The sequence below is a fragment of the Luteimonas sp. A501 genome (assembly GCF_054052085.1).
Map to the genome: position 1 here is coordinate 174,550 of NZ_JBSVRI010000002.1, position 13,986 is coordinate 188,535.

Here is a 13,986-nt window from a genome sequence, read left to right on the forward strand (position 1 = left end):
TGCCGTCGCTCGGCGCATACGCCGTTTTCCTCATGGTGCTTGACTGGAGAAGAGGGCGTCGCAGGTGCAGGTCATGCTGGACATAGCGCTCACATCGCCGCCGCGCGAGGTCGACCTGGCCGCGCTTGCGGGCATGCTTGCGCAATCGCTGCCCACCGGCTCCGGCGTGGTCGTGTGCTGGGACGACGAGCGGCTGGGGCAGGGTTCCTCGGAGGTCGAGGGCGTGCCGGGCCAGCTCAGGGCCCATGCGGCCGCCCTCATGGCCGGCAAGCCCGCCGTGGGCGGGTCCAGGGGCGCGATGATCGATGAATGCTGGAACGAAGGCGAGGCGCGCGTCGCCATTGCCGCACGCCTGCCGGAGCCGCTGACGCCGTCCTCGCGCGATGCCTGGCGCGCGCTGGCGCGGCGCCTGGTCTCGGCCACCATCGCCTCGGCCCAGGCCGAGGCCCGGATCGAGTCCCTGCGCAAGTCGGAACGGCTGCAGCAGAGCCTGTACGAGATCGCCGACCTCGCCGGATCGGGCCTTGAGATGGCCGAGGTGCTCAAGCGCATCCACGGCATCGTTGGCGGCCTGATGTCGGCCGCGAATTTCTACATCGTCCTGTATGACGATGTGCGCGACACCATGCGTTTCCTGTACTTCGCCGACAGGCTGGATCCCTGGCTTGCCGATGCCAGCATCGAGACGCCGATCGCGACGATGCCCAACAGCCTGACCGTGGCCCTGCTGCGCCACGGACATCCGCTGCGTGGGGCCACGGAGCGGATCCGCAAGCAGCTGGCCGTCGATCTCGACCTGGCCCACGGCCCGGATGCCGCGGACTGGCTGGGCGTGCCGATGCGCCGCGAGGGCCGGGTCAGCGGGGCGATCGTGGTCCAGAGCTACGACCAGCCGGACTGCTACACCGACGAAGACCGCGCGCTGCTCGAGTTCGTGGCCCAGCACATCCTGACCGCGCTGGACCGCAAGCACGCCCAGGCCGAGCTGGAGCGCCGGGTGGATGCGCGCACGCGCGAACTGCAGCAGGCCAACCAGGTGCTGCAGGCGGAAATCATCGAACGCCAGCGCGCCGAGCGCCTGCAGCGCGCGCTGTTCCGGATCAGCGAACTGTCGTTCACCGCCGAAAGCATGGAAGGCTTCTATGGCGACCTGCACGCGGTGGTCGGCGAGCTGCTGTACGCGCGCAACTTCTACATCGCGATGGTGTCGGGCGATGGTGGCCGGATCGAGTTCCCGTACTCGGTGGACGAGCGCGACATCGTGCGCCGGCCGCGGCGGATGATCCACGGGCTGAGCGAATACGTGATCAACAGCGGGCGTGCGTTGCTCGCCGATCGCGAAGTGATCATGCGGCTGGAGTCCTCCGGCGAGCTCCGCCACCACGGCACGCTGGCGCACTGCTGGCTCGGCGTGCCGCTGCTGCGCGACGGCATCGCGGTGGGCGTGATCGCGGTGCAGAGCTATTCGCAGGATATCGCCTTCACGGTGCAGGACCAGAAGCTCTTGACCTTCGTCGCCCACCACATCGGCGGCGCGCTGGCGCGCAAGCGTTCGCAGGACCACCTCAAGGCGGCCCACGCCGAACTCGAGCACCGGGTCGATGCGCGCACGCGCGAGCTGGAGGACACCAACCGCGAGCTGCGCGCGCAGGTCTCCGAGCGCATGCGCGCCGAAGAGCGCCTGATCCACCAGGCACGACACGACCACCTCACCGGGCTGCCCAACCGCATCCACCTGCTCGACCGGCTCGACGCTGCCATCGCCGAAACCCGCACGCAGGCGCGCGGGCCGTTCGCGGTGCTGTTCCTCGACCTCGACCGCTTCAAGCTGGTCAACGACAGCGTCGGCCACGCGGCCGGTGACGAGATGCTGGTCGAAGCGGGGCGTCGGATCGCGCGGATGCTGCGCGAGGACGACGTGGTCGCGCGCCTTGGCGGCGACGAGTTCGCGGTCATGCTCGCCCACGCCGGCGACGAATCGGTGGCGGAGGCCGTGGCGGCGCGGATCCTCGCCGAGCTGGGCCGCCCGATGTGGGTCGCCGGCCGCGAACTGTTCCCCTCGGCCTCGGTGGGCATCGCCATGTGGCAGCCGCGCTACCACCACGGCGAGGACCTGCTGCGCGACGCCGACGCCGCGATGTACCGCGCCAAGGCCCGCGGGCGCGACCGCAGCGAACTGTTCGACGAAGAGATGCGCGCCGAGGCCACGCGCCTGCTGGACCTCGAGGCCGACCTCAGGCGCGCGATCCTTGCCGATGACTTCGAGCCCTGGTTCCAGCCGATCATCGATCTTGATACCGGCCAGGTGGTTGGCCACGAAGCGCTGCTGCGCTGGAACCACGAGCTGCGTGGCCCGCTGCCGCCGGGGGAGTTCATCGGCGTGGGCGAGGACAGCGGCCTGATCGAGCAGGTCGACTGGCTGGTGTACCGGCGCGCGTTCGCGTGGATGGCGCAGCACCGCGAGGGCTATGTGTCGATCAACGTGTCGCCGCGGCACTTCCACTCCGACAACTTCGCCGAGCGCCTGCTGCAGATGCTCGAGGACAGCGGCGCGGAACCGGCGCGGCTGCGCATCGAGATCACCGAGGTGGCGCTGCTGGACGACGCCCCGCGCGCGCTGCGCATGCTCGAGACGTTGCGCGCACGCGGCATCCTTGCGCTGCTCGACGACTTCGGCACCGGCTTCTCGGCACTGTCCTACCTGCACCGGTTCCCGATCCACGCGTTGAAGATCGACCAGAGCTTCGTCGCCGGCCTGGACGATGCCATGCATCCCGAAAGCCTGGCACTGGTGCGCGCGATCCTGGCCCTGGCCGGCACGCTCGGTATCGACACCATCGGCGAAGGCGTGGAGACCGAAGGGCAGGCGGCGGTCCTGCGCCAGCTCGGCTGCACCATGGGCCAGGGCTTCCTGTTCGGGCAACCGAAGCCCGCGGCCGCCGCCGGGAGCCGCGGCGCGGCCTGAGCGGCGGCGGGGCGCGGGCATCGATCAGCCGCCGGTGTGACCGTGGGTGTCGCGGCCCTCGTCGCGGCCGCCGTCATCGCGGCCATGTTCGCGATCACTGTCGCCGCGGGTGACCGCGCGCCCGGCCTCGACCAGTTCGGCGAATTCCGCGCGCAGGCCCCAGCGGTCGTCGCCACGGCTGCCGCGTGCGCTGGCCGAGATCGCGTCCCAGTCCCAGACGCCGAGGTTGTGGCCGCCGCGCAGGGCATCGGCGAAGGCGGCGACGGTGGCGGCGAAGCGCAGTGAAGGGCCGGCCTGGGCACGGATGTCCTCGCGGCGCAGGGGCACTTCGATCAGGCGGCTGGTGTCGCTCTCGGGCTGCTTGTAGCGCAGGCGCAGGTGGGCCAGTTCGCTAGTACGGGCCTTGGCCTGCGAATCGCTTGCGCCGTAGCGCAGCGGCGGCAGGCGTTCGGCGCCGGAGCCGGCAAGCGCGATCTCGTACAGCGCGGTCACCTCGTGCCCGGCGCCGATGTCGCCTGCGTCAACGCGGTCGTTGGCGAAGTCCTCTTCGCGCAGCATGCGGTTTGCGTAGCCGACCAGCCGATATTCGGCGACGACGGCCGGGTTGAACTCGACCTGCACCTTGACGTCGCGGGCGATGGTCAGGAGCGTCGAGGACATCTCTTCCACCAGCACCTTGCGCGCCTCCAGCAGGGTGTCGATGTAGGCGTGGTTGCCGTCGCCGGCATCGGCCAGGCGCTCGGCCATGGCGTCGTTGTAGTTGCCGGTGCCGAAGCCGAGCGTGGTCAGGGCGATGCCGGACGTGCGCTGGTCGGCGACCAGGGCCTCGAGCGAGCCGCGTTCGATGGTGCCGACGTTGAAGTCGCCGTCGGTGGCCAGGATCACGCGGTTGGCGCCGCCTTCGACATAGCCCTGGCGCGCCATGGCGTAGGCCAGCGTGATGCCGGCGCCGCCGTTGGTGCTACCGCCGGCCTGCAGGCGCTCGAGCGCGGCCAGGATCTCGCCCTTGCGGTCGCCCGGGGTTGGCGGCAGCACCAGGCCGGCGGAACCCGCATAGGCCACGATCGAGACCTTGTCCTGCGCGCGCAGCTGGTCGGTGAGCGCCGCGAACGCCTGGCGCAGCAGCGGCAGCTTGTCGGGCGAATGCATCGAGCCCGAGGTGTCGACCAGGAACACCAGGTTGGCCGGTGGCAGTTCGGCTTTGGACACGTCATAGCCCTTGATGCCGACCATCAGCAGGTGCCGCGCCGGATCCCAGGGCGCGGGCGCGATTTCGGTGGTGACGCGGAACGGCACCTCGCGCGTGGCGGGTGCCGGATGGCCATGGCTGAAGTAGTTGATGAACTCCTCCGCGCGCACCGAATCCGGCGGCGGGCGCACGCCCATGCGCAGCATGCGGCGCACGTTGCTGTAGCTGCCGGTATCGACGTCGACGGAGAAGGTCGATACCGGATGCTCGGAGGCGCGGCGCACGGGGTTGTCCTCGACCTCGGCGTATTCCTCGGTGTTGGCGGGTTCGGCCGGCCAGGGGCGCGGCGGGGGCATCACCTGGTGACCGGGGTGGAACGGTGAGGCGGCGTGGAGCTTTCGCGCCTGCGCGCCGGCGGCGCGATCCGCCTGCACGGACATGGCGGTGGTTTCAAGGGCCATCGTGGTGGATGGCGCGGGCGGTGCGGGCGGTGGCGCGTGCATCGGCGCGTGCGGCGTGGACGGATCCGGCGCGCGGGCGTCGAGGGTGTCGACGGTGTGCTGCGAGGTCTGGCAGGCGGCGAGCAGCAGGCTGGCCGCGAGCGTGGCGGTGAAGGCGAGGCGGTTCATGGGCGGGACTCCGTCGTTGGGCAGGAGCGACAACGCGCCGCGGCGCGGATCGGGGTTCCCGCGGTTCCACGTCTCGCCCCTACCTGTAGGAGCAGCTATAGCTGCGGCCGCTCTTCCACGGCGCTTGCCGCTAAACAGCAATCGCGGCTATAGCCGCTCCCACAACGGCTTGGATGGTCTCGGCTATGGCCTTTTCTTCCACCACGACCGGTACGGTCGCAGCTGTAGCTGCTCCTGCAAATCGGGGCGGTCGCAGCTGTAGCTGCTCTTACAACGGCGCGGGGTGGTCGCGGATGACGAGCAGGCGCGGTTCGGTCATGTCCTCGATGGCGCTCTTCACGCCTTCGCGGCCGAGGCCGGAGTCGCGCACGCCGCCGTAGGGCATGTTGTCGACGCGGAAGCTCGGCACGTCGCCCACCACCACGCCGCCAACGTCCAGCCGGTCCCAGGCGCGCATCGCGTGCGCGAGGCTGGCAGTGAACACGCCGGCCTGCAGGCCGAAATCACTGTCGTTGGCGCGCGCCAGGGCGTCGTCGAAATCGTCGAACGATTCCATGCATGCCACCGGCCCGAACGCCTCCTTGCGGTACAGGTCGGCATCGCGCGGCACGCCTTCCAGCAATGCCGCCGGATGCATGTTGCCCTCGCGCCCGCCGCCGGCGACCAGCTTCGCGCCGGCCTTGCGCGCGTCGCGGATCCACTGCTCGACGCGCGTTGCCGCGGCCTCGTCGATCATCGGGCCGACGAAGGTCCGCTCGTTGCGCGGGTCGCCGGTGCGCAGCTTCGCGACCGCAGCCTTGAGCTTGCGGCGCAAGGCGGGATAGACGTCGGCATGGGCGATGATGCGCTGCACGCTGATGCAGCTCTGGCCCGACTGGTAATAGGCGCCGGAGACCAGACGCTCGACCACATGGTCGAGATCGACGCCGGGGTCGGCGTCGACGATGCAGGCGGCGTTGCCGCCGAGCTCCAGGGTCACTTTCTTCTTGCCCGCGCGCGCCTTCAGCTCCCAGCCGACCAGGCCGCCGGTGAAGCTCAGCAGGGCGATGCGCTCGTCCTCCACCAGCTGCGCCGCGTCGTCGTTGCTGCAGGGCAGGACCGAGAACGCGCCCTTGGGCAGGTCGGTCTCGGCCAGCACCTCGGCGATGATCAGTGCGCCGATCGGGGTTTTCGCCGCCGGCTTGAGCACGAAGGGACAGCCGGCCGCGATCGCCGGCGCGACCTTGTGCGCGACCAGGTTGAGCGGGAAGTTGAACGGCGTGATGAAGCTGCATGCACCGATCGGCACGCGTTTGACCATGCCGCGGTAGCCGCGGGTGCGCTCGGACAGCTGCAGCTCAAGCACCTCGCCGCCGATGCGCGTGGCTTCGCCGGCGGCTATGCGGAAGGTGTCGACCAGGCGCTCGACCTCGCCGCGGGCGTCGCTGATCGGCTTGCCGGCCTCGATGCACAGCGCCAGCGCAAGCTCTTCCGCACGTTCGCCGAACCGGCGGACGCAGTGTTCGAGCACGTCGCGGCGCGCATCGGGCGGGAACGCGGCCATCGCCGGGCGCGCCTTGTGCGCTGCCACGATCGCCTTGCGCACGGCGCCGGCATCGGCGAATGCGACCCGCGTGGCGACCTTGCCGCTGTACTTGTCCAGCACGTCCAGGTCGGTGTTGGCCGCGACCGGCCGGTTGGCCAGGTAATAGGGGTAGCTGGCGGCAAGTCCGTCACGCTTGCCGGATGTGCCCGATGTGCCGGACTTGCCGGGCGTGGCAGTACCGCCGGCTTTGCCAGCCTTGCCGGACTTGTTGGTCTTGCCGGTCTTTCCCGAAGTGCCGGTTGTCCCGGCTGCCGGGCTTCCTGCATTCGTCTTCTTCTGCCTGGGCATGGTTGCTGTCCTCCTCGAATCCTTGTGCCGGTCGCTCACTCCACCGCTGCGCTGAGCCGCGGGATCTCCTCGTTCAACAGCCAGTCGTCGTCGCTGTAATCGATCGGCACGTCGATCAGGTCGATGCCGGGGCTTGCCAGCGCCTTCCGCAGCAGCGGCAGGAATTCATCGGCCGATGCGGGGCGGTGGCCGCGCGCGCCGTAGCTCTCCGCGTATTTCACGAAATCCGGATTGCCGAGGTCCATGCCGAAGTTCGGATAGTCCTCGTGCGCCTGCTTCCACTTGATCATGCCGTAGGCGTCGTCGCGCAGCACCAGCACCACCAGGTCCAGGCCAAGGCGGACCGCGGTCTCCATCTCCTGCGAGTTCATCATGAAGCCCCCGTCGCCACACACCGCCACCACCTTGCGCCCGGGATGCACGATGGCCGCGGCGATCGCCGAAGGCAGGCCGGCGCCCATCGTTGCCAGCGCGTTGTCCAGCAGCAGGGTGTTGGGCCGGCGGCAGCGGTGGTTGCGCGCGAACCAGAGCTTGTAGAGGCCGTTGTCGAGGCAGGTGATGTCGTCGGGACCGAGCGCCTGCGCCAGGTCGGCGACGATGCGCTGGCTGATCATGGGGAAGCGCCCGTCGTCACTGCGCTCCTGCAGCTGCTCGCACAGTGCCGCGCGCACGCGATCGAAGAAGGCGAAATCCCAGTGGGCCTGCGGCTCGACGGCCTCGGACAGGCGCCAGACCGCATCGGCGATGTCGCCGACCACCTCGACCTGCGGGAAGTACACGGCATCGACCGCGGCGCCGTCGTAGTTGACGTGGATCACCGTGCGCCGGCCCTCGCGCATGAAGAACGGCGGCTTCTCGATGACGTCGTGGCCGATGTTGACGATGCAGTCGGCGGCGTCGATCGCGCGGTGCACATAGTCGTGGTCGGACAGCGCCGCGGTGCCGATCCACAGCGGGTCGGTTTCATCCAGCACGCCCTTGCCCATCTGGGTGCTGAAGAATGGGATGCCGAGCCGGTCGACGAAGGTGCGCAGCGCGCGCGCGGTGGTCTTGCGGTTGGCGCCGGCGCCGATCATCAGCAGTGGATGGCGGGCGGCGCGGATCGCTTCGGCGGCGTGGGCGATCGCCTTGTGCTCGGCCACCGGCCGGCGCGAGTACGACTTCGCGATCGGTACCGCATCGGTCGGGTCGCCGGCTACGTCCTGCGGCAGCTCCAGGTGGGTGGCGCCGGGGCGCTCTTCCTCCGCGCGCCGGAAGGCTTCGCGCACGCGTGCCGGGATGCTGTCGGCGGACACCAGCTGGCGCGTGTATTTGGTCAGCGGGCGCAGGGTGCCGACCATGTCGATGATCTGGAAATGGCCCTGGCGGCTGCTGCGGATCGGTTTCTGGCCAGTGATCATCAGCATCGGCATCGCACCCAGCTGGGCGTAGGCCGCCGCGGTGACCAGGTTGGTGGCCCCGGGTCCGAGCGTGCTCAGGCAGACGCCGGCGCGGCCGGTGAGCCGGCCGCAGGTCGCGGCCATGAAGCCCGCGGCCTGCTCGTGGCGGGTCAGCACCAGGCGGATGCCCGAAGTGCGCAGTGACTCGAGCAGGTCGAGGTTCTCCTCGCCCGGAATGCCGAACACATACTCCACGCCTTCGGCCTGGAGCGCGGCGACGAACAGATCAGACGCCTTGGCCATGGGGGTGCTGCCTCCTTCGACTGCCATCGGTGCAGGCAGTATGGAAGCCGAGACGTTAGCAACAGGCGAGCATGCACCCCGCCCGCCACCTGACGACCATCGCCAACAGCTGCAGCCATCGCCATCGACAGTAGAAGCAGCTGTAGCTGCGATCGCTCTACGACGATGGATACCGCCACGCAGCGATCGCGGCTATAGCCGCTCCCACAACAGCGGGCCGTGGTCGCTCGCGCGGCAGGAGTCAGGCGTCGCCGGGCTCCACCCGCAGGCGCAGCTGGCCGTCGCCCACGCGCGCGGACAGGTGGTCGCCGGGCGCGGCGTCGCGCATGCCGCGGACCACTCGGCCATCCTCGTGCTGGAGGATGGCGTAGCCGCGCGCCACGGTGGCCAGCGGGCTGACGGCTTCCAGCGAGCGCGCGATGCCGCGCAATCGCAGCGCGTCGTTCTGCAGCCTGCGCGCGACGGCAGCTTGCGGGCGCGGTGCAAGCATGGCCAGGCGCTCGCGGAGCATGGCGAGCCGACGATCGGGCCGCGTTGCACGCAGCACGGCGTCGGCGTGGCGCAGCCGCGCGCGCAGCCCCGCCTCGTGCGTCTGCCAGGCCGCGTGCAGCCGGCGCAGCGCCTGTTGCTGGCGTTCGCCCAGCGCCTGCAGCCGCGCCTGCGGCCGCAGCGCCTGCAGCCGCAGCGAAGCGCGATCGGCACGCTGCATCCGGTCGCGCATGCGCTGCAAATGCAGTGCCTCGAGGCGCTGGTGCAGCCCGCGCACGCGGGTGCCGACGTCGACTGCGTTGGGCACCAGCAGCTCCGCCGCCACCGAGGGCGTGGGCGCGCGCAGGTCGGCGGCGAAGTCGGCCAGGGTGAAGTCGGTCTCATGCCCGATGGCCGACACCACCGGCACCGGCGACGCCGCGATCGCGCGCGCCAGGGCTTCGTCGTTGAACGCCCACAGGTCCTCCAGCGAGCCGCCGCCGCGGGCCAGCACCAGCACGTCGTAGCGACCGCTGGCCCCGGCGCGATCGAGCATGGCGCGGACCTGCGCCGCCGCCGCATCGCCCTGCACCGGCACCGGAAGCACCTCGACCTCGACCAGCGGGAATCGCCGCGCCAGCACGCTCAAGACGTCGCGCACCGCCGCGCCCGACGGTGACGTGATGATGCCAAGCCGCCGCGGATACGCCGGCAGCAGGCGCTTGCGGACGTCATCGAACAGGCCCTCGGCCTGCAGCCTCGCCTTCAGCTCGTCGAATGCCCGGCGCAGCGCGCCCTCTCCGGCCTCCTCCAGCGAGTCCAGGATCAGCTGGTAGTCGCCGCGTGCTTCGTACAGGGTCAGGCGCCCGCGGGCCAGCACTTTCAGTCCGTCGCGCGGCTGGAACTTCAGCCACTGGCTCTTGGGCTTGAACAGGGCGCAGCGCACCTGCGCGCGGGCGTCCTTGAGGGTGAAGTACATGTGCCCGGAGGCCGGGCGCGAGACGTTGCCGAGCTCGCCTTCCACCAGCACCACCGGAAACGCGTCTTCCAGCAGGCTGCGCGCCAGCGCGTTGAGCTGGCTGGGATTTAGGACGTTGTCGTTGGGCGGCATCGGCATGCGCTCAGGATACCGGGGCGCGGGCGCAGGGTCCGCAGGGTCCGCGGAACGGCGAATTGGTGGGTACTCCGTGAACAGGTCAGCTGGGCGGCCCCTGAATGTTCACTACGCACCACCCTCCGCCCCCGCCTCAGCCGCGGTCGCTGTCCAGCTGCCAAGTGATCTCGAGGGTCTCATCGCGCGCCATGCGCTCGAGATGGGAAGCGACGACGTCCTGGAACTGCGCCAGCTTTGCCGCGTCGGGTGCCGTGACCCGGGCCTTGAGGGTGTCCGCAGTGGCGGCGAGATCGGTGCTGGTGCCGGCGTCGAACACCACGCGCGCGCTGGTTTCGTCGAATTCGACCTCGAGCTTGTGGGCCCAATGGGTGCACAGGCGCTTGATCAGGCGGCTGCCGTCGGCGGTGGCGATGTGGGCGGTGGAAGAGGGCATGGAGGTTCCTCGGGTGGGCGTGGTCATGAACTGGGGACGACCGGAAACCGAACAACCGCCGCGCCAGGGACTAAAATGGAACGATGAACGCCATCCCCAGCACCGCACACACCGGTACATCCCAGAGCCTCCAGGAATGGGCGTTCGGCCCCTCGCCGCGCCGCGCCACGCGCCAGGTGCTGGTCGGCCGGATCACCGTGGGCGGCGATGCGCCGGTCGTGGTGCAGTCGATGACCAATACCGACACCGCCGACGTCGCTTCGACCGTGAAGCAGGTGGCCGAACTCTGGCGCGCCGGTTCGGAGCTGGTGCGGGTGACGGTGAACAACCCCGAATCGGCGGCGGCGGTGCCGCGCATCGTCGACAAGCTGGCGATGATGGGCATCGAAGTGCCGATCATCGGCGACTTCCACTACAACGGGCACCAGTTGCTCGGCGGCGAGCCCGCCTGCGCCGAGGCGCTGGCCAAGTACCGCATCAATCCGGGCAACGTGGGTTTCGGAAGGAAGAAGGACCTGCAGTTCGCGCAGCTGATCGAGTTCGCGATGCGGTATGGCAAGCCGGTGCGCATCGGTGCCAACTGGGGCTCGCTGGACCAGTCGCTGGCGACCGCGCTGATGGACGAAAACGCCGCGCTGGCGGAGCCGCGCGACGCCGGCCGCGTGCTCCGCGAGGCGCTGATCCGTTCGGCGATCGATTCCGCGGAGCGTGCGGTGGAGCTTGGCCTGCCGCGCGAGCGGATCATCCTCTCGGCCAAGGTCAGCGGCGTGCAGGAGCTGGTGGCGGTGTATCGCGACCTGGCGATGCGCAGCGATTTCGCCCTGCACCTCGGGCTCACCGAGGCCGGCATCGGCAGCAAGGGCATCGTCGCGTCCAGCGCGGCGCTGGCGGTGCTGATGCAGGAAGGCATCGGCGACACCATCCGCATCTCGCTCACGCCCGATCCGGGCGCGTCGCGCACCCAGGAAGTGATCGTGGCGCAGGAGCTGCTGCAGACCATGGGCCTGCGCGCGTTCACGCCGATGGTCACCGCCTGCCCGGGCTGCGGTCGGACGACCTCGGAGTTCTTCCAGGAGCTGGCCAAGGTCGTGCAGGAGCACGTGCGCGCGAAGATGCCGGAGTGGAAGATCACCCATCCCGGCGCCGAGCACCTGACGCTGGCGGTGATGGGCTGCATCGTCAACGGCCCGGGAGAGTCGCGCCACGCCGACATCGGCATCTCGCTGCCGGGCACGGGCGAGGCACCGGCGGCGCCGGTGTTCATCGATGGCCAGAAGGCCGTGACCCTGCGCGGTGACAACATCGCCGCCGAATTCGTCGGCCTCATCGACACCTACGTCGACCAGCGGTATGGCCGGGCCGCGCACGCCGGCTGAGGCCGTCGGGAACCTGATGTCGGAAGCCCGCTTCGGCGCCGGCTTCCTGCAGCGCCACGGTTGGCGCCTGGTACTGGTGTTCGCCGGCCTGCTGCTGCCGCTCTGGGGATTCGCCGAACTGGCCGACGAGGTGCTGGAGGGCGAACCGTTCGCCTTCGACGAGCCGATCCTGCTGTTCGCGCACGGACTGGCGCGCGAAGGGTTCGATCGCGTGTTCCTGCTGGCTTCGAAGCTGGGCTACGAGTGGGGCGTGGTCCCCGTGGACATCCTGCTGGTGCTGGGCCTGGCCTTGGCCGGGCGGCGTCGTGACGGCCTGTTCGCGGGCGTCTCCCTGGCGGGCTCCGGCCTGCTGAATGTCGCCGCCAAGCAGGCCTTCGCGCGCGACCGCCCCACGCTGTGGGAATCGATCGCGCCCGAGCACAACTTCAGCTTTCCCAGTGGCCACGCCATGGGCTCGATGACGCTGGCGATGGTGCTGGTGCTGCTGTGCTGGCAGACGCGTTGGCGCTGGCCGGTGCTGGCCGCGATGTTGGTCTTCGTGCCACTGGTCGGGTTCTCGCGGGTCTATCTGGGCGTGCACTACCCGTCGGATATCCTCGCGGGATGGGCCGCGGCGATGGCATGGACGGCTGCGGCGTGGGTGCTGGTCTGCCACCGCTGGCGACGCCCCCCGCGGGAGTAGCCGGCATGCCGCGGCGGCGTGCCGGCCCGCTGGCCGCTACTCGCCCACCGGCTCCGGATAGACGTCGCTGATCCAGCCGATTTCCACGCCCTGCGGCAGCGAGCAGTTGAGGTTCGGGAATTCGAAGCCGTCCGGGAACTCGGGGGCGCTCCAGTTCAGGACAGCCTCGCCCCTTGGGGCGATCGTGGCCGATTTCGGGAAGTACGTGGGCGTGAGCCGGTTCAGCAGGCCGTTGACGAGCGTGCAGTTCACGGTTGCCGCCGCAGCGCCGCGGTTGACGAAGATAGCGGCCACCGAGGTGCGCTCGTAATTGAACATGTTGTTGGCTTCCAGCGAGCACCCGACGAATGCACCCGTCGTGCCTTCGTTCGCGATGGCAAGCGGCCGCTTGCGCAGCGCGCCTTCGAAGCTTGGCAGGGAGCCTTGGCAGACATTGACGGCTGCGCGGATCTGGAAGCGCGTGATGTCGGCGGCGAGTGCGTCGCCGGTGCTGGCGAGGAGCAGAGCGGTGGAGAACAGGGTGGTGACGGAAGCAAGCTGCATGAATCCGATTCCTTGTGGCTGACGGGTCAGGAACGTAAACGTGCAAGCCCTGCCGCGCAGGACATTCACGCCCGCGGCGAACTCAGGCGCTCACGCGCGTCCGGTTGCGGCCCTCGGCCTTGGCGCGGTACAGCGCAGCGTCGGCCGCGGCCATCAGGCTGGCGCGCGTGGCGCGTGCCGCCGACACCGTGGCGATGCCGATGCTCACCGTGACCTGCCGCGGGTCGCCGCCCGGGGAAAACCGGGTCGCGGCCACGGCCAGGCGCAGGCGCTCGGCGAATGCCTCCGCGGCCGCGGTATCGCTTTCGCACAGGAGCACTGCGAACTCCTCGCCGCCGATGCGCCCGGCGATATCGCCGTCGCGCACATGGGCACGCACCACCGCGGCCAGCCGGCGCAGCACCTCGTCGCCCTCGATATGGCCGTAGTGGTCGTTCACCGGCTTGAACAGGTCGACGTCGATGATGCACAGCGCCAGCAGGCGGCCATGGCGCACCGATCGCGCGATTTCCTTGTCGGCCAGCTCGCAGAAGTGGCGGCGGTTGAACAGCTCGCTGAGGGCATCGTGCGTGGCGAGCTGGTAGATCTCTTCGTGGTAGCGGGCTTCGACGCTGGTCTGGCTGATGAACTTGAGGATGCTCTCGCCGACGGTGACGTGGTCGCCGTCGACCAGCCCGCACTCGTCGATGCGCTGGTCGTTGACCTGCACCGGGTTGGTCGCACCGAGGTCGCGGATGCGATATGCGTCGCCTTCGCGCCACACCCGGCAGTGCTCCCGGGACACGCTCTTGTGGCTGATGGAGAGGTCGGCGTCGTGGGAGCGACCGATGAGCACCGGCGCATCCTCCACGTCGACGCGCCGGCCCAGGCCTTCGCCATGGATGACCACCAGGCACGCCGTGCGCGGCGCAGGCCGCGTGGGCCCTGCGCTGATCATGGTGCGTTGCGTGGTCTCGTCCGCCATCGACGGCGTCCCCTCTCGTGAGCGCGCAAGTGTAGCCGCCCGCACGCAGGCGGGCACCCGCGGTAGCA

10 protein-coding genes are annotated in these 13,986 nt (G+C 69.9%); 3 read left to right on the forward strand and 7 right to left on the reverse strand.

The features are described 5' to 3' along the window. Positions 1-73 precede the first annotated feature (73 nt). Positions 74-2,965, forward strand: a complete 2,892-nt coding sequence (locus ACW7G5_RS07320; protein ID WP_457003189.1) for an EAL domain-containing protein — start codon at positions 74-76, stop codon at positions 2,963-2,965. Between the two features lie 24 nt (positions 2,966-2,989). Here ACW7G5_RS07320 and ACW7G5_RS07325 read toward each other — a convergent pair whose 3' ends face one another. From ACW7G5_RS07325 to ACW7G5_RS07345, 5 genes are all read right to left on the reverse strand, one after another. Beyond that, positions 2,990-4,783, reverse strand: coding sequence for a vWA domain-containing protein (locus tag ACW7G5_RS07325; RefSeq protein ID WP_457003191.1), 1,794 nt, complete (start codon positions 4,781-4,783; stop codon positions 2,990-2,992). 268 nt (positions 4,784-5,051) lie between these two features. Then, complete coding sequence (locus tag ACW7G5_RS07330; RefSeq protein WP_457003193.1) at positions 5,052-6,656, reverse strand: aldehyde dehydrogenase family protein; 1,605 nt, start codon at positions 6,654-6,656, stop codon at positions 5,052-5,054. Between the two features lie 35 nt (positions 6,657-6,691). Continuing rightward, the gene (locus ACW7G5_RS07335) at positions 6,692-8,338 is read right to left on the reverse strand and encodes an acetolactate synthase large subunit (protein WP_457003195.1); all 1,647 of its coding nucleotides are present in this window, start codon (positions 8,336-8,338) and stop codon (positions 6,692-6,694) included. A 241-nt stretch (positions 8,339-8,579) separates the two neighbouring features. Continuing rightward, positions 8,580-9,917: an exodeoxyribonuclease VII large subunit gene (gene xseA / locus ACW7G5_RS07340; protein WP_457003964.1), complete on the reverse strand. Its 1,338-nt coding sequence runs from the start codon at positions 9,915-9,917 to the stop codon at positions 8,580-8,582. A gap of 136 nt (positions 9,918-10,053) precedes the next feature. Next, complete coding sequence (locus ACW7G5_RS07345) at positions 10,054-10,353, reverse strand: DUF2218 domain-containing protein (protein ID WP_457003196.1); 300 nt, start codon at positions 10,351-10,353, stop codon at positions 10,054-10,056. An 83-nt stretch (positions 10,354-10,436) separates the two neighbouring features. On the opposite strand from ACW7G5_RS07345, the gene ispG reads away from it, so the two are divergent. Further along, on the forward strand, positions 10,437-11,729 hold the full coding sequence (gene ispG / locus ACW7G5_RS07350; RefSeq protein WP_457003197.1) for a flavodoxin-dependent (E)-4-hydroxy-3-methylbut-2-enyl-diphosphate synthase: 1,293 nt from the start codon (positions 10,437-10,439) through the stop codon (positions 11,727-11,729). A 16-nt stretch (positions 11,730-11,745) separates the two neighbouring features. Continuing rightward, positions 11,746-12,411: a phosphatase PAP2 family protein gene (locus ACW7G5_RS07355; protein ID WP_456965927.1), complete on the forward strand. Its 666-nt coding sequence runs from the start codon at positions 11,746-11,748 to the stop codon at positions 12,409-12,411. Positions 12,412-12,447: 36 nt separating this feature from the next. Here ACW7G5_RS07355 and ACW7G5_RS07360 read toward each other — a convergent pair whose 3' ends face one another. Together ACW7G5_RS07360 and ACW7G5_RS07365 are read right to left on the reverse strand one after the other, a co-directional pair. After that, positions 12,448-13,023 (reverse strand): hypothetical protein, encoded by a 576-nt coding sequence (locus ACW7G5_RS07360; RefSeq protein ID WP_457003199.1) that lies wholly within the window; start codon positions 13,021-13,023, stop codon positions 12,448-12,450. Positions 13,024-13,036: 13 nt separating this feature from the next. After that, positions 13,037-13,918, reverse strand: a complete 882-nt coding sequence (locus tag ACW7G5_RS07365; protein WP_456999720.1) for a diguanylate cyclase — start codon at positions 13,916-13,918, stop codon at positions 13,037-13,039. Positions 13,919-13,986: the final 68 nt, after the last annotated feature.

Excerpts from the sequence above, each read along its gene's own strand:
- ACW7G5_RS07335 (WP_457003195.1), bottom strand. The coding sequence starts at position 8,338 with ATGGCCAAGGCGTCTGATCTGTTCGTCGCCGCGCTCCAGGCCGAAGGC.
- ACW7G5_RS07320 (WP_457003189.1), top strand. The coding sequence starts at position 74 with ATGCTGGACATAGCGCTCACATCGCCGCCGCGCGAGGTCGACCTGGCC.
- ACW7G5_RS07325 (WP_457003191.1), bottom strand. The coding sequence starts at position 4,783 with ATGAACCGCCTCGCCTTCACCGCCACGCTCGCGGCCAGCCTGCTGCTC.
- ACW7G5_RS07365 (WP_456999720.1), bottom strand. The coding sequence starts at position 13,918 with ATGGCGGACGAGACCACGCAACGCACCATGATCAGCGCAGGGCCCACG.
- ACW7G5_RS07330 (WP_457003193.1), bottom strand. The coding sequence starts at position 6,656 with ATGCCCAGGCAGAAGAAGACGAATGCAGGAAGCCCGGCAGCCGGGACA.
- ACW7G5_RS07355 (WP_456965927.1), top strand. The coding sequence starts at position 11,746 with ATGTCGGAAGCCCGCTTCGGCGCCGGCTTCCTGCAGCGCCACGGTTGG.
- ispG (WP_457003197.1), top strand. The coding sequence starts at position 10,437 with ATGAACGCCATCCCCAGCACCGCACACACCGGTACATCCCAGAGCCTC.
- ACW7G5_RS07345 (WP_457003196.1), bottom strand. The coding sequence starts at position 10,353 with ATGCCCTCTTCCACCGCCCACATCGCCACCGCCGACGGCAGCCGCCTG.
- xseA (WP_457003964.1), bottom strand. The coding sequence starts at position 9,917 with ATGCCGCCCAACGACAACGTCCTAAATCCCAGCCAGCTCAACGCGCTG.